At 66.4% G+C, this 16,977-nt stretch carries 11 protein-coding genes and 1 riboswitch; of the genes, 5 read left to right on the top strand and 6 right to left on the bottom strand.

All coding sequences use genetic code 11. The annotated features are described in order from the left end of the window. Positions 1 to 10: 10 nt before the first annotated feature. From AC5P6S_RS03435 to ilvC, 5 genes are all read right to left on the bottom strand, one after another. A complete protein-coding gene (locus AC5P6S_RS03435) occupies positions 11 to 1,597 on the bottom strand; it encodes a 2-isopropylmalate synthase (protein WP_012481201.1) in 1,587 nt (528 codons plus the stop codon). Continuing rightward, a complete protein-coding gene (locus AC5P6S_RS03430) occupies positions 1,594 to 2,685 on the bottom strand; it encodes a threonine dehydratase (protein WP_033835631.1) in 1,092 nt (363 codons plus the stop codon). Before AC5P6S_RS03430 ends, AC5P6S_RS03435 begins: the two co-directional genes overlap by 4 nt. A gap of 96 nt (positions 2,686 to 2,781) precedes the next feature. Beyond that, positions 2,782 to 3,033, bottom strand: coding sequence for an ACT domain-containing protein (locus tag AC5P6S_RS03425; protein WP_005410947.1), 252 nt, complete (start codon positions 3,031 to 3,033; stop codon positions 2,782 to 2,784). Beyond that, complete coding sequence (gene ilvG / locus AC5P6S_RS03420) at positions 3,017 to 4,753, bottom strand: acetolactate synthase 2 catalytic subunit (RefSeq protein ID WP_012481199.1); 1,737 nt, start codon at positions 4,751 to 4,753, stop codon at positions 3,017 to 3,019. The genes AC5P6S_RS03425 and ilvG overlap by 17 nt, the downstream gene beginning before the upstream one ends. Before the next feature lie 39 nt (positions 4,754 to 4,792). After that, positions 4,793 to 5,767 carry a ketol-acid reductoisomerase gene (gene ilvC, locus AC5P6S_RS03415; RefSeq protein WP_005410945.1) on the bottom strand — a complete coding sequence of 325 codons (975 nt, stop codon included), beginning with the start codon at positions 5,765 to 5,767 and terminating at the stop codon, positions 4,793 to 4,795. Positions 5,768 to 6,424: 657 nt separating this feature from the next. On the opposite strand from ilvC, the gene ggt reads away from it, so the two are divergent. Continuing rightward, positions 6,425 to 8,143 carry a gamma-glutamyltransferase gene (ggt, locus tag AC5P6S_RS03410; RefSeq protein ID WP_049396215.1) on the top strand — a complete coding sequence of 573 codons (1,719 nt, stop codon included), beginning with the start codon at positions 6,425 to 6,427 and terminating at the stop codon, positions 8,141 to 8,143. 565 nt (positions 8,144 to 8,708) lie between these two features. Here ggt and AC5P6S_RS03405 read toward each other — a convergent pair. Beyond that, positions 8,709 to 10,286 (bottom strand): BCCT family transporter, encoded by a 1,578-nt coding sequence (locus tag AC5P6S_RS03405; RefSeq protein ID WP_005410943.1) that lies wholly within the window; start codon positions 10,284 to 10,286, stop codon positions 8,709 to 8,711. Between the two features lie 220 nt (positions 10,287 to 10,506). Then, a riboswitch (TPP riboswitch) is annotated at positions 10,507 to 10,607 on the top strand. 82 nt (positions 10,608 to 10,689) lie between these two features. On the opposite strand from AC5P6S_RS03405, the gene thiC reads away from it, so the two are divergent. The 4 genes from thiC to AC5P6S_RS03385 all read left to right on the top strand — a co-directional run bounded on the left by thiC (position 10,690) and on the right by AC5P6S_RS03385 (position 16,959). Next, positions 10,690 to 12,534: a phosphomethylpyrimidine synthase ThiC gene (gene thiC, locus AC5P6S_RS03400; RefSeq protein ID WP_012481195.1), complete on the top strand. Its 1,845-nt coding sequence runs from the start codon at positions 10,690 to 10,692 to the stop codon at positions 12,532 to 12,534. Between the two features lie 139 nt (positions 12,535 to 12,673). Beyond that, positions 12,674 to 13,345 (top strand): ion channel, encoded by a 672-nt coding sequence (locus tag AC5P6S_RS03395; protein WP_005410941.1) that lies wholly within the window; start codon positions 12,674 to 12,676, stop codon positions 13,343 to 13,345. Between the two features lie 269 nt (positions 13,346 to 13,614). Beyond that, positions 13,615 to 15,945: a winged helix-turn-helix domain-containing protein gene (locus AC5P6S_RS03390; RefSeq protein ID WP_049396204.1), complete on the top strand. Its 2,331-nt coding sequence runs from the start codon at positions 13,615 to 13,617 to the stop codon at positions 15,943 to 15,945. A gap of 114 nt (positions 15,946 to 16,059) precedes the next feature. Then, positions 16,060 to 16,959 (top strand): helix-turn-helix transcriptional regulator, encoded by a 900-nt coding sequence (locus AC5P6S_RS03385; protein ID WP_005414398.1) that lies wholly within the window; start codon positions 16,060 to 16,062, stop codon positions 16,957 to 16,959. Positions 16,960 to 16,977 lie beyond the last annotated feature (18 nt).

The raw sequence follows: 16,977 nt of genomic DNA, 5'->3' as shown, positions 1-16,977 counted from the left end.
GGCGGGTTCCTCAGGCGGTGGCAGGGGTGGGAACGTCGGTGCTGTTGTGGGCGGTGGCCTGGCGCTGGCGCAGCAGGCGGTTGGCCACATCCAGCCAGGCCAGCGCGGAGGCTTCGATGATGTCCTTGCTGGTGCCGGTGCCGTCGTACTCCACGCCTTCGTGGCGCACGCTCAGGTTGGCCTCACCGCGCGCATCGGCGCCGATGCCGACGCTGTGCACGTGGTAGCTGTCCAGCATCAGCTGCACGCCGGTGGCGGCCGACAGTGCGCCGAACAGCGCATCGACCGGGCCGTCGCCCTGCGCGGTCTCGGCCACGCGGTTGCCATCCGGATCGGACAGTTCGACCAGTGCGTTGGCGCGGCTGCCGACATCGCTGATGGTCATCGAGGCCAAGCGGTAGCCCTGTGCGTTGGAACCGCCCTGCATCAGCGTCTGCAGATCGGCATCGGTGACCACGCGCTGCTGTTCGCACAGGCCCTTGAACTGCTCGAACACCAGCTTCAGTTCGTCTTCGTCCAGCCAGAAGCCCAGCGCACGCAGGCGCGCTTCAACGGCGGCACGGCCACTGTGGCGGCCCAGCACCATCTGCGAATCCTCCCAGCCCACGTCTTCCGGGCGCATGATTTCGTAGGTGCCGCGATGGCGCAGCATGCCGTGCTGGTGGATGCCCGATTCGTGGGCGAACGCATTGGCGCCGACGATGGCCTTGTTGCGCTGTACCGGCATGCCGACCAGGCGCTGCAGCAACTGCGAGGTGCCGACGATGCGCGGGGTGTTGATCGAACTGTCCTGCTCGTAGAAGGCCTGGCGCACCTTCAGCACCATCGCGATCTCTTCCAGCGAACAGTTGCCGGCGCGCTCGCCGATGCCGTTGACGGTGCACTCGACCTGGCGCGCGCCGCCTTCGATGGCGGCCAGCGAGTTGGCCACGGCCAGGCCCAGATCATTGTGGCAGTGCGCGCTGAAGATCACATTGGCGGCGTTCGGAACGTCGGCGACGCCGGCGATGACCTGCTGGAACATCGCGCGGATTTCTTCCGGCGTGGTGAAGCCGACGGTGTCGGGCAGGTTGATGGTGGTGGCACCGGCGGCGATCGCCACGCGCGCGACTTCGATCAGGTAATCCAGCTCGGTACGGGTGGCATCCTCGGCCGAGAATTCGACATCGTCGATGTAGGAGCGGGCCAGCGATACATGCTTGCGTACCGACTCCAGGACCTGCTCGCGGGTCATGCGCAGCTTGTGCTCGCGGTGCAGCGGGCTGGTGGACAGGAACACGTGCAGGCGCGGGTTGGCCGCGGCTTCCAGTGCGCGTGCCGAGGTTTCGATATCGGCCTGCAGGCAGCGCGACAGCACCGCCAGGCTCAGGCTCGGGCGGCGCAGTTCGCGGCCGATCAGTGCCATCGCTTCGCGGTCGGACTGCGAGCTGGCCGGGAAGCCGGTCTCGATGATGTCCACGCCCAGTTCGTCCAGCGCACGCGCCATCACCAGCTTCTGCGGCGGGCTCATGCTGCAGCCAGGGGACTGCTCGCCGTCACGCAGGGTGGTGTCGAAGATGCGGATGCGCGGGGTGGTAATTCGTTCGATGGTGGTCACAGGGAAATCTCCTCGACAGCGGGCGTTGCGGCTTGCAGGTGGGAAGGGGAAGGCATGGGGGAGGGCGGCGCGCTGGCCTTGGCGGGCGAGCGGGGTGTTTCGCTGCGCCGTCGCCGTGGCTTGCGCGGCGGGCGCGGTCGGATGTCGGTTAGCAGGCCGGCCAGCACACCGGCATCGATGTTCCCGCCGGAGACCACCGCGCACTTGCGGCGGCCCGCGACGCGGCGGCCAGCGGCCAGCGCCAGCGCGCCGGCACCCTCGGCAATGATGTGTTCTTCCAGTGCCAGCCGGACCAGGGTTTCGCGCAGTTCGGCTTCGCGCACGATCACCACATCGTCCAGCAGCGAGGTGCACAGGCGACGGGTCAGGAAGCCGGGGATCTTCACCCGCACGCCGTCGGCCAGCGAGGCGACGGGTGCGATCTCGCGCACGTCGCCGCGGATCGCGCGTGCCATCGAATCAACGCCTTCCACCTGCGCGCCGACCACGCGCACGCCCTGTGATTTCAGCGCCAGGGCCACGCCGGAAGCCAGGCCACCGCCACCGATCGGCACGATCACCACGTCCGGGGCATGCGCGGCCAGCTCGATGCCGACCGTGCCCTGGCCGGCGATCACGTCGGCATCGTCGAACGCGGACAGGAAGCGGTAGCCGTGGCGTTGTGCCAGTTCGACCGCGAAGGCGTAGGCTTCGTCATAGCTGTTGCCGTGCTGGCGCACGGTCGCGCCCCAGTGGGCGACGCCGGCGATCTTGGTGGCGGGTGCACCATGCGGCATCACAGTGATGGCCGGCACATCCAGGCGATAGGCGGCCCAGGCCACGCCCTGGGCGTGGTTGCCGGCCGAGGCGCAGATCACCGGCCGGGTGTCGCCGCGTTCGCGGCCGGCCAGCAGTGCATTCAATGCGCCGCGCACCTTGTAGGAACCGGTGCGCTGCAGGTTCTCCAGCTTCAGCCAGGTACCGAAGCGTTCGGCGTGGTGCAGCGGGGTGGGCGGCAGGAAGCGGCGCAGGCGGGCCTGCGCTGCCAGGACGTCGGCGACGCTTACGTCGCCGACATCGCTTTCCTGGCTGGTGTCAGCGGCCGGCATGGGCCACCAGCGCGGTGCGGAAGACCGCCGCATGCGGGCACGGGCGGCGAAGAAGACGCCTCCGTACCGGCACCGTGGTCGCTACGGTACGGGTGTTCATGGCGACACTCCTTCCACGGCGGTGACCTGCACGGACACGCAGTCGTAGATCTTCTCGATCTGCCGGCACAGCGTTTCCGCCGGGCGCTGGCCATCGACGACCAGCTGCAGGTGCCAGCGGCCATCGTCGGCGGCCACCGGCGCACCGCTGATCGCACGCGGCGCAAAGCCGCGGCGTTCGGCCATGCCGATCACGCGCAGCAGCGCGCCTTCGGCCGGGTGCAGCACCAGGTCAAGCCGGTATTGCATTGGGGGTCTCCTGGCGGGCGTGGGCGGGATTGCTTTCCAGCATCGTGCTGTTGGCGGTGTTCGGCGGCACCAGCGGCCACACGTTGGCGCGTGCATCGATGGCCACGTGCAGCAGCGCCGGGCCGGGCTCGGCCAGCAGCGCGGCCAGGCCGCCTTCCACGTCGTCGCGGTTGTCGATGCGGGTGGCGGCAATGCCGAACACCTGCGACAGGGCTACGAAGTCCGGGTTGTCGGACAGGTCGATCTCGCTGTAACGCTCGGCGAAGAACAGTTCCTGCCACTGCCGCACCATGCCCAGCGAACTGTTGTCCAGCAGCACGATCTTCACCGGCAGGCGGCAGCGGGCGATGGTCGCCAGCTCCTGCACGTTCATCATGAAGCTGCCGTCGCCGGACACCAGTACCACGGTGCGCTCGGGGCAGGCGAACTGCGCACCCATCGCCGCTGGCAGGCCGAAGCCCATCGTGCCCAGTGCGCCACTGGTCAGGTGGTTGCGGGGATGGTTGAAGCGGCAGTGCTGGGCCACCCACATCTGGTGCTGGCCGACATCGCAGGCGATCACCGCATCGGCCGGGGCCAGCTCGCTCAGTCGCTTCAGCAGCGCCGGGGCGTAGATGTGCTGGCCCGGTGCGTCGTAGCGGGCGGCGAAGCGATCGCGGTGCTGCGCACAGCGCTTGCGCCATGCATCCTGGTGGGCCTTGGGGGAGGGGAAGGCCGCACGCAGGGCGCGGATGGCGTGACCGACATTGCCAGGCACGGCGACGTCGGCACTGCGCAGCTTGGAGATCTCGTAGGCGTCCGCATCGATGTGGACGACGCGGGCAAATGGCGCGAACTCGGCCAGCTTGCCGGTCGCGCGGTCGTCGAAGCGCGCGCCCAGCACCAGCAACAGGTCGCTTTCCTGCACCGCCATGTTGGCCGCGCGGGTGCCGTGCATGCCCAGCATGCCCAGCGACTGCGGATGGTGGGCCGGCAGTGCACCGAGGCCGCGCAGGGTCATCACGGTGGGGATGGCACTGGCCTCGACGAAGTCGCGCAGGTCCTGCACGGCATCACCCAGGGCGATGCCGCCACCTGCGTAGACCACCGGCTTTTCGGCCGCCGCCAGCGCGGCGATGGCCTCGGCGATGGCGGCCTCGGCCGGCGCCGGCGGCGGTTCGACGCTGCTGGGCACATGCGCCGGCAGATGGCTGGCATCGGCCAGCTGCACATCCTTGGGCAGGTCGATCAGCACCGGGCCGGGGCGACCCTCACGGGCAATGCGGAACGCATCGGCCACCACACGCGGCAGGTCATCGACGCTGCGCACCAGCCAGCTGTGCTTGACGATCGGCATCGTCAGGCCGAACACATCCAGTTCCTGGAAGGCGTCGGTGCCCAGCAGCGGCGTGCCGACCTGGCCGGTGATGCAGACCATCGGTACCGAATCCAGCATCGCATCGGCAATGCCGGTCACCAGGTTCGAGGCGCCCGGGCCGGAGGTGGCCACGCAGACGCCCACCTGGTTGCTGGCGCGGGCGAAGCCGTTGGCGGCCAGCGCCGCGCCCTGCTCATGGCGTACCAGGATGTGCTTCAGCGACGAATCCACCAGCGCGTCGTAGAACGGCATGATGGTGCCACCGGGATAGCCGAACAGCGTGCGGACGCCTTCGGCCTCCAGCGCCTGGGTCAGCCAGCGCGCGCCGTTGGGCGGCGCGCTGCGATGTGTCGAAGAGTTCATGGGGGAACCTTGCAAAGCGGGTGGGGGAGGGCCGCGTGGTTACGCGGCCTGTCCTTGCAACCAGACCATCTTGGCGCGCAGTTCCTTGCCCACCTTCTCGATCGGGTGCTCCAGGTCGGCCTGCTTGAACCTGTTGTAGTTCGGCAGGCCCGCTTCGTACTCGGCCACCCAGTTCTTGGTGAAGGTGCCGTCCTGGATGTCCTTCAGCACCTCCTTCATGCGTTCCTTGGTGCCGGCATCGATCACGCGCGGGCCGCTGACGTAGTCGCCGTACTGCGCGGTCTCGGAGATGAACTCCAACATGCGCGAGATACCGCCTTCATAGAACAGGTCCACGATCAGCTTCAGTTCGTGCAGCACTTCGTAATAGGCGATCTCCGGCTGGTAGCCGGCTTCGACCAGGGTCTCGAAACCGGCCTGCACCAGCGCTGAGGCACCGCCGCACAGCACCGCCTGCTCACCGAACAGATCGGTCTCGGTCTCTTCCTTGAAGGTGGTCTGGATCAGGTTGGCGCGCGCACCGCCGAGGCCGGCCGCATAGGCCTGCGCATGCTGCGCGGCCTTGCCGCTGATGTCCTGGTAGACCGCCCAGATGCACGGCACGCCACGGCCGATCTCGTACTCACGGCGCACCAGCGCGCCGGGGCCCTTCGGCGCGACCAGCACCACGTCCAGGTCGGCACGCGGCTCGATCATCCCGTAATGCACGTTCAGGCCATGCGCGAACAGCAGGCATGCACCCTGTTTCATGTTCGGCGCCAGCACGTCGTTGTAGAGCTTCTTCTGCACCATGTCCGGGGTCAGCACGGCAACCAGGTCGGCGTCCTTCACGGCCTCGGCGGGCGCGATCACGGTGAAGCCATCGGCCTGCGCCTTGGCTTCGGTCGGCCCGCCCGGACGCAGGCCTACCACCACGTCGAAGCCGGATTCGCGCAGGTTCAGTGCGTGGGCGCGGCCCTGGCTGCCGTAGCCGATGACGGCGATCTTGGTCTGGGGCAGGTCGTTGGTGCTCATGGGGGAGGTTCCTTGCGGTGGGAAGAAAAAAGAACGGCCGGTCGTCGAGGTGACGTGCCGGCCGGTCAGGGGAAAGCGGTGGAGGAGGCGCCGCGCATCGCACAGGCGCAGCCACCACGAGGCGTGGTGGTGCAGGTCCGGGTTGTGCGATGAGCGTTGGTCATGGTGGTTGCGTCTGAAACCAGGTTCTGAAATGAAAAAACCCGCACCGGGGCGGGTGCGGGTTTTTGAAGAGTTCCGGTGTGTGTGTTGCTTACACGCTGGCTCGTCCCGCACCTGTTGGTTGGGTAATAAGTACGAGCACAAGAATCGAATGCAGCGAGGCGGCGCCGGTGTCGGCGGCTTCGATGTGGGTTCGCGGTGGCGTGTTGTGATGCAACATGTGATCGAGAGAAACACAGCCATTTCGGCGGTGTCAACCCTCGCGACGGATTTTCTATCGGTTTCCGCTGCACCCAGCGCAATCGCTTGCGGCACAAGGATGGTTGCTGCTGAAAGTGTTTCGGTGAACCCGAATTCACTCCTTTCGGGGCGGTTTTTGCGCGGAATCCGGTGGATTTTTCCGCCCAAGGATCAACGTCCATGACGTCTGTCCGATACCGCGTGAAGGCCGCAGCGGCGAAGATCGGGGAACCACCCGTCCATCGGAACCCGACCGTGTCCCGACGCCTTGCCCGTTCCCTGCTCGCCGCCGCCGTACTGGCTGCCGTACCCGCGCTGTCCTTCGGCGCCGACCGCATCACCGGCCAGACCTTCGCCACCCGTTCGGAGGTGATCGCCCCGCATGCGATGGCCGCGACCTCGCAACCACTGGCCACCCAGATCGCGCTGGACGTGATGAAGGGCGGCGGTTCGGCAGTGGACGCGGCGATTGCCGCCAACGCCGCGCTCGGCCTGATGGAGCCGACCGGCAACGGCATCGGCGGCGACCTTTTCGCCATCGTGTGGGACCCGAAGACGCAGAAGCTCTACGGCTACAACGGCTCGGGCCGCTCGCCGAAATCGCTCACCCTGGCCGAATTCCAGCGCCGTGGCCTGAAGGACATCCCGGCCACCGGTCCACTGCCGGTGTCGGTGCCGGGTGCCGTCGACGGCTGGTTCGCGCTGCACGACCGCTTCGGTCGCAAGCCGATGGCCGACAACCTGGCGCCGGCCATCCGCTACGCCCGCGAGGGTCACCCGGTGGCCGAGGTGATCGCCTACTACTGGGACCGCTCGGTGCCCAAGTTGTCGCAGTACCCGGGCTTCAAGGAGCAGTTCACGATCAACGGCCACGCTCCGCGCAAGGGCGAGATGTGGAAGAACCCGAACCTGGCCAGCACCCTGCAGAAGATCGCCGACGGTGGCCGCGACGCCTTCTACAAGGGCGAGATCGCCCACACCATCGGCGACTACTTCAAGGCCAACGGTGGCTACCTGAGCTACCAGGACATGGCTGACCATCATGGCGAGTGGGTCGAACCGGTCAGCAGCAACTACCGCGGCTACGACGTCTGGGAACTGCCGCCGAACAGCCAGGGCATCGCCGCGCTGCAGATCCTCAATGTGCTGGAAGGCTACGACTTCTCGAAGATCCCGTTCGGTTCACCGGAACACGTGCACCTGTTTGTCGAAGCGAAGAAGCTGGCCTTCGCCGACCGTGCGCGTTTCTACGCCGACATGGCGTTCCAGCCGGCACCGGTGCAGAAGCTCATCTCCAAGGAGTACGCCGCGCAGCGTCGTGCGCTGATCTCGATGGACAAGGCGTTGAAGGAAGTGCAGCCGGGCACGCCGAAGCAGCTGGAGGAGGGCGACACGATCTACATGACCGTGGCCGACGCCGACGGCATGATGGTTTCGCTGATCCAGTCCAACTACCGTGGCATGGGCAGCGGCATGGCACCGCCCGGTCTGGGTTTCATCCTGCAGGACCGTGGCGAGATGTTCGTGCTGCAGAAGAACCATCCCAACGGCTACGCGCCGGGCAAGCGTCCATTCCAGACCATCATTCCGGGGTTCATCACCAAGGGCGGCAAGCCGTATGCCAGCTTCGGCGTGATGGGCGGCGCGATGCAGCCGCAGGGCCATGCGCAGATCGTGATGAACCTGGTGGATTTCGGGATGAACCTGCAGGAAGCCGGTGATGCGCCGCGCATCCAGCACGAAGGCTCGACTGAACCGACGGGTCAGGCCACGGCGATGACCGATGGCGGCGAAGTGAATCTGGAAACCGGCTTCCCGTACGAGACGGTGCGTGCGCTGATGCGCAAGGGGCATCGCATCGTGTTCGCCGATGGGCCTTATGGCGGGTACCAGGCGATCATGCGTGATCCTGATACCGGGGTGTATTACGGTGCGTCGGAGAGCCGCAAGGATGGGCAGGCGGCGGGGTATTGAGGTTTCCCGGCCACCGGGCTGAGCCCCCTCTGCGGTGGTGGTTCGTGGAAGCGGGATCATGTGATTGGGCCGGGCGGGTGGGCTGTTCGGGGGACGCCGTGAATCCGTCCCTGGAGGCTTGGCAGCCGCATCCATGCGGCTGACACCCCCGCCCAGCCCACCCGCCCGGCCCCTGACAGTTTCCGTGGCCGCCACCGCAGGAAGAGAAAGAAGAAGATCAAAAGCAAAGACAACAGCAACAGCAACAGCCGCGCGCTGTGGGTTGGGGTCAGATCCGTTTTCCTTCGGAAAACGGATCTGACCCTTTCTTGTTTTCTGATACACCTCATCCACGCATGGCGTGGAAAACCAACCGTCACCGGGAAATTGTCGGAAGCGGGGAGGGGGCCGATGGCGGGACCGTCCACGGCATGGATGCCGTGGCCGAGCCTACAGGGACGTACTTGCGGCGTGTCCCGCCATCGGCCCCCTCCCCGCCAAACCAGCAGAAATCCAGAGCCGCTTTTGAAGTTGTTGTTGCCGTTGCTTGAAAAAAGCGGTGCAGCCGCAGGCTGCAAAACAGCCCTCAATCCTGATCGTGCGCGCGCGCTGCCTCGGCCTGCGTCTCCTCCTGCGCCGCCATCTCGCGTGCAATCCACGCATCGATCATGTGCCGCTGGCGCTGCGCCTGCCGCCGCTCGCGCGTGTACTCCTGGTCCAGCACCCGGTACAGCGACACCATCACCAGCACCATCAGCAGCGCGAATGGCAATGCCGCGATCGTGATCATGCCCTGCAGCGCGTCCAGGCCTCCGGCCAGCAGCAATGCCGCTGCGATCAGTGCCACCGCAATGCCCCAGGCCAGCTTGCGCTTCAACGGTGGGTCGCCAGCCTCGTCGGTGGACATGCTGGCCAGCACCAGGACCGCCGAATCGGCCGAGGTCACGAAGAAGATCATCAGCAGCACCAGCGCGATGCACGACAGCAACAGCGGTAGCGGCATGCTGTCGAACAGTGTGAACAACACCGTCTCGTAGCCATTGCCAAGCGCCTGCACCAGATCGGCGTGGCCGAAGATCTGTGCCCACAACGCAGTGCCGCCGAACACCGCGAACCAGAAGAAGCCCAGCAGCGTCGGTGCGAGCACGACGCCGATCACGAACTCGCGAACGCTGCGGCCGCGCGAGATGCGCGCGATGAACGATCCCACGAACGGCGCCCACGAGATCCACCAGGCCCAGTAGAAGATCGTCCAGTCCGCCACCCAGGTGCTGCCGGAGAACGGTGACATGCGCAGGCTCATCGTCACCAGCTGGTTGAGGTAGGAGCCCAGCGTGGTGGTGAACGTATCGAAGATGAAGCCGGTCGGCCCCAGCACCAGCAGGATGGCTGCCAGCAGGGCAGCCAACGCCAGGTTGAAGTTGGACAGCCACTTCACACCTCGCTCCACGCCACTGGCGGTGGAGGCCATGTACAGCACGAAGGCGACGGCAATGATGGTCATCTGCACGGCGACGGTAGCCTGCACGCTGAAGACGCGTTCGATACCGGCAGCAATCTGGATGGTGCCGAAGCCGAGCGTGGTGGCGACACCGATCGCGGTGGCAACTACGGCGGCGATGTTGACCACCCGACCGATCCAGCCGCGATGGTGGCGGCCGATGATCGGCTGCAGCATGTCGCTGACCAGGCCGCGTCCATTGCGGTTGAACTGGAACCAGGCCATCGCCAGGCCGATCAGTGCGTAGATCGCCCACGGGTGCAGGCCCCAGTGGAAGAACGCATAGCGCATCGATGCGCGCGCCGCATCCAGGCTTTGCGGCGCCAGGCCTTCCGGCGGCTTGCTGAAATGCGAGATGGGCTCGGCCGCACCCCAGAACACCAGGCCGATGCCCATGCCGGCGGCGAACAGCATCGACATCCAGCTGGCACGCGAGAACTCGGGTTCGGCGTCCTCGCCGCCGATGCGCAGGTTGCCGAAGCGGCCGAACGCCAGGTACATCAGGAACACCAGCGCCAGGAACACCACCAGCAGGTACAGCCAGCCGACACTGCGGATGACTTCTGCCAGCATCGACTGGACCACGGTGTTGAAGGGGCCGGGGGCGATACCGGCGAGCAGCACCAGCAGCAGAACCAGTGCGATGGAAACGCGAAACACCATGAAGGAGCTTCTCCGATCAAGGGGGATTGAGGGGAGCGAGCAGAGCTTGCAGCGAAGGGCCGGCGGCATGCAGCACGGACCGGGCAGGAGCCGCGAAGGCGGCGGGGAACGCATCGATCTCAGCAACGCGATGGCGTGCACGTTACTGAACGCGACGTCATGGTTCCGTTAACGAATGGCGATCTGGTCCCGGAGGCGGGCGGTCTATGCTCTAATGCGCACCAAGAAGCGGGGGTACCGGGCCATCTGGCCACGGTTGAGACAGTCCCTTGGAACCTGATCCGGCTCATACCGGCGTAGGGAAGCTTTGCAATGCAGCCGTGCCCGGACTCCGCCCAAGGACCGTCCGTGTGCGGGTGCCGTGCGCCGCCGCTTCGTCCCTGACCTTCCTGGACGATGCCCGATGAACGCACAGCTCTCCGCCCTGCAGCAACAGGCCCAGCAACTCTCCGCATCCGTGACCCGGCCCATTCCCGGCTCGCGCAAGATCCACGTGCCCGGTTCACGCCCGGATCTGCAGGTGCCGATGCGCGAGATCGCGCTGACCCGTACGCCGACGCTGTTCGGCGGCGAAGAGAATGCGCCGGTGACCGTTTACGACACGTCGGGCCCGTACACCGACCCGGAGGTGCGCATCGATCTGTCCGCCGGTTTGCCGGCACTGCGTCGCGGCTGGGTGGAAGAGCGCGGTGATACCGAGCAGCTCGAAGGACTGAGTTCTTCGTTCGGTCGCGATCGCGAGCATGACCCGAAGCTTGACGCGGTGCGTTTCCCCGCGCGCAGCCTGCCACGCCGTGCACGTGCCGGTGCCAACGTCACCCAGATGCATTACGCGCGCCGCGGCATCATCACGCCGGAAATGGAATTCGTCGCCATCCGCGAGAACCAGCGCCTGGACGCGATCCGCGATGCCGGCCTGCTGCAGCAGCACCCGGGCGAGGCCTTCGGTGCGTCGATCCAGAAAGTCATCACCCCGGAGTTCGTGCGCGACGAAATCGCCCGTGGCCGTGCGGTGCTGCCCAACAACATCAACCACCCGGAAAGCGAGCCGATGATCATCGGCCGCAATTTCCTGACCAAGATCAACGCCAACATCGGCAACAGCGCGGTGTCTTCCGGCATCGCCGAGGAAGTGGAGAAGCTGGTGTGGGCGATCCGCTGGGGCGGTGACACGGTGATGGACCTGTCCACCGGCAAGCACATCCACGAGACGCGCGAATGGATCATCCGCAACTCGCCGGTGGCGATCGGTACCGTGCCGATCTACCAGGCCCTGGAGAAGGTTGACGGCCGCGCCGAGGCACTGACCTGGGAGATCTTCCGCGACACCCTGATCGAGCAGGCCGAGCAGGGCGTGGACTACTTCACCATCCACGCCGGCGTGCTGCTGCGCTACGTGCCGCTTACCGCCAAGCGTGTTACCGGCATCGTCAGCCGCGGCGGCTCGATCATGGCCAAGTGGTGCCTGGCGCACCACAAGGAGAACTTCCTCTACACGCATTTCGAAGACATCTGCGAAATCATGAAGGCCTACGACGTGACCTTCTCGCTGGGCGACGGCCTGCGCCCGGGTTGCATCGCTGATGCCAACGACGCGGCGCAGTTCGGCGAACTGGAAACGCTGGGTGAACTGACGAAGATCGCCTGGAAACACGATGTGCAGACCATGATCGAAGGCCCCGGCCACGTGCCGATGCAGCTGATCAAGGAAAACATGGACAAGCAGCTGCGCGAATGCGGCGAAGCGCCGTTCTACACGCTGGGCCCGCTGACGACCGACATCGCGCCGGGCTACGACCACATCACCAGTGCGATCGGCGCGGCGATGATCGGCTGGTTTGGCACGGCCATGCTCTGCTACGTGACGCCGAAGGAACACCTGGGCCTGCCCAACCGCCAGGACGTGCGCGACGGCATCATGGCTTACCGCATTGCCGCGCACGCGGCCGACCTGGCCAAGGGGCATCCGGGCGCACAGGTACGCGACAACGCGCTGAGCAAGGCGCGCTTCGAGTTCCGCTGGGAGGACCAGTTCCACCTGGGCCTGGATCCGGAAAAGGCCAAGGAATTCCACGACGAGACGCTGCCGAAGGACGCGCACAAGCTGGCCCACTTCTGCTCGATGTGCGGACCGCACTTCTGTTCGATGAAGATCACCCAGGACGTGCGCGACTACGCCGAGGCCGGCATGAAGGAGAAGTCGCAGGAGTTCCGTGCTGGCGGGGCCGAGGTCTACCGCCAGGGGTGACGGGTAACGGGTAGTGCCGGCCGCCGGCCGGCATTCCGTCGTGCACGGGACCGGGGAGAGTGCTGGCCAATGGCCGGCACTACCGTTCATCACGCCGCGCCCGGCTATCCTCCGCGCATCGCCCAGGGGAAAGGACGCCATGCCCGTTGCCACGACCACCCGCTGGCTGGCCATCGCCCGCCGCCATCCTTCGGCCTGGCTCCTGGCCGCCCAGTTGATCGCGGTGCTGCTGTATCCCGCCCTCGATGACACCGCCGCTGGCCGGGCGGCGCTGGGCATGTTCGGCATGGCGGTACTCGGCCTGGCGCTGTGGGTGGTCCAGCGCAGTCCGCTGGGAACCTGGCTGGCATTGCTGCTGGCCATTCCATCGGTGGTGTTCTCGCTGGCTGGCGCCCTGCTGGACCGCAGCGCGCTGCTGACCACCGCGCAGCTGCTGGAAAGCCTGCTGTACTTCTATACGGCCGGGGCATTGATCGCCTACATGCTGCAGGACCATCGAGTAACACGCGACGAACTGTTCGCGGCCGGGGCAACCTTCACCCTGCTGGCCTGGGGGTTCGCCTTTGCATTCGCGGTGTGCCAACAGTGGTATCCAGGCAGTTTCCAGGGCGCGACGGCTGGCCCCGAGCGCAGCTGGATGGAGCTGCTTTATCTGAGCTTCAGCTTGTTGTCCGGAGTTGGATTGAGTGACGTCGTGCCGTTGCACCCGCAGGCACGGGCCCTGGTGATGCTCGAACAGTTCGCAGGCGTCATGTATATCGGCCTTGTGGTGTCGCGTCTGGTCGGATTGACCATGCTTCGGCGCATGTGAAAATGAACGCCAGATAAAAATTTCGCGCCCATAAGGGCGCGAATGGTGATGCAGATTATGTGAATGCGTCGGCGAGAGAGAGCCTGAGTGTCGACCCCGTCATAGGCGGGGTAACCGGCTTAGGCTAATATCCGGGGGCGTTATTGTTTTTGCGGTATGCGCCGATGCTTTGTGCGGAATCTGGCTTTTCGATGGCCCTGTCCAGGGACGGTGGGGACGGTATTGCTGGTGAGCCCTGCCCAGGTCCCGTCCCTACTGTATAGCGGAAAATGAACAGCAGCGAACTCACGCCCATTGACGCCGACCGCGTGCAGGTCGGCGACTGTGTCATTACCTTGTCCTCGCGTGAGGTCGAGGTTGAAGGCGCGCGCCGTCCGCGGCGGCTGACGCCGAAAGCGCTGGGCGTACTTCGCGTGTTGATGCGGCAGCCTGGGCGCGTGGTCACCCGTGAAGAGCTGTTTGCCGAGGTCTGGCCCGATACGTTGCCGACCAATGACGTGCTGACCCAGGCCGTCACCCAGCTGCGCAAGGCGTTCGCCAACGACGATGACAATGGCCAGGCCTACATCGAGACCATCGCCAAGAGCGGCTATCGGCTGCTGGTACCGGTGCAGGCGCTGGACGACTTCGAGCCGGTGGCGGAAGTGGACGCGCTGGCCATTGCGGATGTGATGCCGTCGCCGGACGGTGCCGGCATGATTCCGGCGCTGGCCGTGCCGGCAGCGGCTTCACGCCGGCGTGGCTGGCGCCAGCTGCGCCGCCAGCTGTTGTGGGTGCTGGGCGTGATGATGCTGGCCGCGCTGCTGGTCATGGCTACATTGTTGCTGCGGCGCGGGCCGGAGCCGAGTTCACCGGTGGATGCAGCGGTCGAGAACGGCGTGCGGGTGATCGGCAGCCCGCAGCGTCCCTATCGCCTGATCACCGCTACCAGTGGTTTTGAAACCTATCCCACACTTTCGCCGGACGGCTCCCAGGTTGCCTACGAAGGCGCCAACGAGGATGGCGCCGGAGGTGGTGTGATCAAGGTGCAGACCTCGGGCAATGCGCCGGCCCGGCAGCTGGCGCTGCCGCCGAAGGGGGCCAGTGACCGTTTCCCGAGCTGGTCACCGGACGGGCGCGAGATCGCTTTTGCCCGCTTTGGAGCCGACGGCGGTTGCCAGGTGCTGATCGCCAGCGCCACTGGCGGCGGCGTGCGCCAGGCGACCCGTTGCGATGGAACCGAGCTGCTCAGCTTCGACTGGACACCGGATGGCCGCGGCCTGGTCTTTGGCAGCATGGTGGGCCGCTATGCCCATCGCGGCATCCGTGTGCTCGACCTGGCCAGCGGCCAGTGGCGGGCGTTGGACTACGCGGTCGATCAGGATGATTTTGACTACGCGCCACGCTATTCGCCCGACGGCAAGTGGCTGGTGTTCGTGCGCAATCCACAGATGGGCGACCTGTGGCGGATGCCGGCCGAAGGCGGTGAGCTGGAGCAGTTGACCAACGAATCCGCCGAACAGCGTGGCTGGGCCTGGCTGGGCGATGGGCGCAGCATCGTGTTCGGCCGGCGCGTGGACAGCGAGGTGCGGTTGTACTACCTGGACGTGGAGCGCCGCACCTTGCGTGATGCCGGCCTCGACGACGCACAATGGCCTGCGGTGTCCCGCCACGGCGACGTGCTGGCCTTCGTTCACCGCCGTGCCCAGTTCGGCGTGTTCAAGGTGCCGATGGCCGGCGGCAGCGCCGAGCGCCTGTTCGCGTCCAGTGGGCGCGACGGGCAGCCGATGGCGGCGCCCGACGGTCGCCAGCTGGTCTTCACCTCCGATCGTTCCGGCAGTTTCGCGCTGTGGTGGGCGGACATGCAGCGGCCCGACTCACTGCGGCCGATCGAGGGCCTGCGTCCGGAGGGGCGGCAGGCGCCGGACTGGTCGGCCGACAGCCGCCAGCTGCTGGTGGTCGGGCGTGACGAGCATGGGCGTACCGTTGTCTACGAGATCGCCCCGCGCGACGAGCACCTGCAACCGCTGCCGGTTCCGGTGGATCAGCCGCTGCAGGCCCTGTACGGGGCAACCCCGGAGCAGCTGCTGGTAGTCGAGCGCGATGCGGAGCAACGCACCCGGTTGAGCCTGTTCGATCGCAGCGTGACCCCCTGGCGCCGCCTGGCCAGTATCGACGGCGTCTCCCAGGCGCGTTTCGATCGCGGCGATGGCCGCGTGCTGTTCACACGCCTGGCGTCCGGCGGCTTGTGGTCGGTGGATGCGGCACTGTCCCCGGCCAGCGTGCAGCAGGTCAGTGAAGACCGGCCCAGCCGATGGCGCTATCGCACCTGGACGGTGGCGGGCACCGGTGGCATCGGGTATCTCGGCAACTCGACCGAATGCGGTACGACCTTGATCCATATCCAGGCCGGGACCGAAGCTCCCGAGCGCTGCCTGGACCGGCAGCGGCTCAGCGCGGGCAACGGCATCAGTGCCAGCGCCGATGGCCGGGACCTGTACGTCGCCCTGGCGGTCAGCGATGGTGCCGACATCGGCGTCATGCAGCTGCCCCAGTCGACGCCGGCACTGTTCCCGGCCTTTCTCAAGTCATTGATCCTGAAGAAAAATATCTCTTCGTGATTTTTTCGTGGAGTTCTCGCCGCGAATTCGTGGCGATCTCGGCGGATTTTCCTGACGGGCTGACGCCTGATTAGGCAAAACGGAAGCCTGTATCAGGCAAACCCGTGGTGCCCCATGCGTCAACTCTCGCTGGCCGATCGTGGCCAAACCGTCTCCCTCGACAAGGCGCTGGACGATCTCGCGCCGACCTGCATGGGCGTGGCCCGGCTCGGCAGCCTGCAGACGGCAGGGTCAAGCTTCACTGTCTGGCTGCAGGTGCGGGGCAGTTCCTGGGTGGAAGCCAAGGAAGGGCGTTTCCGCCTGCGCCATGGCGAGTGGATTGCCTTCGAGAAGGAGTCGCGCCCGTTGGTGCAGGCCGGCCGTAACGGACTGTGCGTGGGCCTCAGCCTGACTGCGGAGGCGATGCGGGTGCTGTCCGAGATGGCCGACTGCGGCCTGTATGCCGGTCGTGGTCGCATGAGCCGCGGCGACGCCCGCGTTGCCCTGCGCCTGTGGCGCGATGCGCTCGACAGCGGCCTGCCAGCGCAGGCGCTGCGCCCGCTGTTGTTGCATCTGGCCGGCCTGCAGCGTGACCTAGCCGACAACGTACAGCGCTGCCCCGGTCGCTCACGCAGCCGCAAGCGCCAGGTGTTCGGCCGCATGCAGCGCGCCCGTCTCTATCTGGAGGGCAACAGCCACCGCGTGGTGCGGATCGGCGAACTGGCCGAGCTGACCAACTTCTCCAGCTGGTATCTCTCCAAGACCTTCCAGAGCCTGTATGAAGAGAGCCCCCAGTCGCTTTCGGCACGGTTGCGCCTGGAGCGGGCCGCAGATCTGCTGCGCGACACCGACATGATGGTGGGCGAGGTCGCCGCGGCCAGCGGATTCGACAACTGCTGCAGCTTCGCGCGGGCCTTCCGCGCCCGTTACGGGCAGTCTGCTTCCCGGTTCAGGGAAAACGGCGGCTTGCTCCCGCCACACTCTGCAAAGTCTACGGTTGGGTCGCGCAAATACAGCATCGCAACGCAATCGTAACGTGCTGGAGCGTTTTAA

This window comes from Stenotrophomonas sp. YJH_SMC_119, from assembly GCF_059368315.1.
This window is presented reverse-complemented; position numbering and strand designations above follow the sequence as displayed.

Coding starts and splice junctions, on each gene's coding strand:
- AC5P6S_RS03390 (WP_049396204.1), top strand. CDS start 13,615: ATGAACAGCAGCGAACTCACGCCCATTGACGCCGACCGCGTGCAGGTC.
- AC5P6S_RS03425 (WP_005410947.1), bottom strand. CDS start 3,033: ATGCAATACCGGCTTGACCTGGTGCTGCACCCGGCCGAAGGCGCGCTG.
- AC5P6S_RS03405 (WP_005410943.1), bottom strand. CDS start 10,286: ATGGTGTTTCGCGTTTCCATCGCACTGGTTCTGCTGCTGGTGCTGCTC.
- AC5P6S_RS03430 (WP_033835631.1), bottom strand. CDS start 2,685: ATGCCGGCCGCTGACACCAGCCAGGAAAGCGATGTCGGCGACGTAAGC.
- ilvC (WP_005410945.1), bottom strand. CDS start 5,767: ATGAGCACCAACGACCTGCCCCAGACCAAGATCGCCGTCATCGGCTAC.
- AC5P6S_RS03385 (WP_005414398.1), top strand. CDS start 16,060: ATGCGTCAACTCTCGCTGGCCGATCGTGGCCAAACCGTCTCCCTCGAC.
- AC5P6S_RS03395 (WP_005410941.1), top strand. CDS start 12,674: ATGCCCGTTGCCACGACCACCCGCTGGCTGGCCATCGCCCGCCGCCAT.
- ilvG (WP_012481199.1), bottom strand. CDS start 4,753: ATGAACTCTTCGACACATCGCAGCGCGCCGCCCAACGGCGCGCGCTGG.
- thiC (WP_012481195.1), top strand. CDS start 10,690: ATGAACGCACAGCTCTCCGCCCTGCAGCAACAGGCCCAGCAACTCTCC.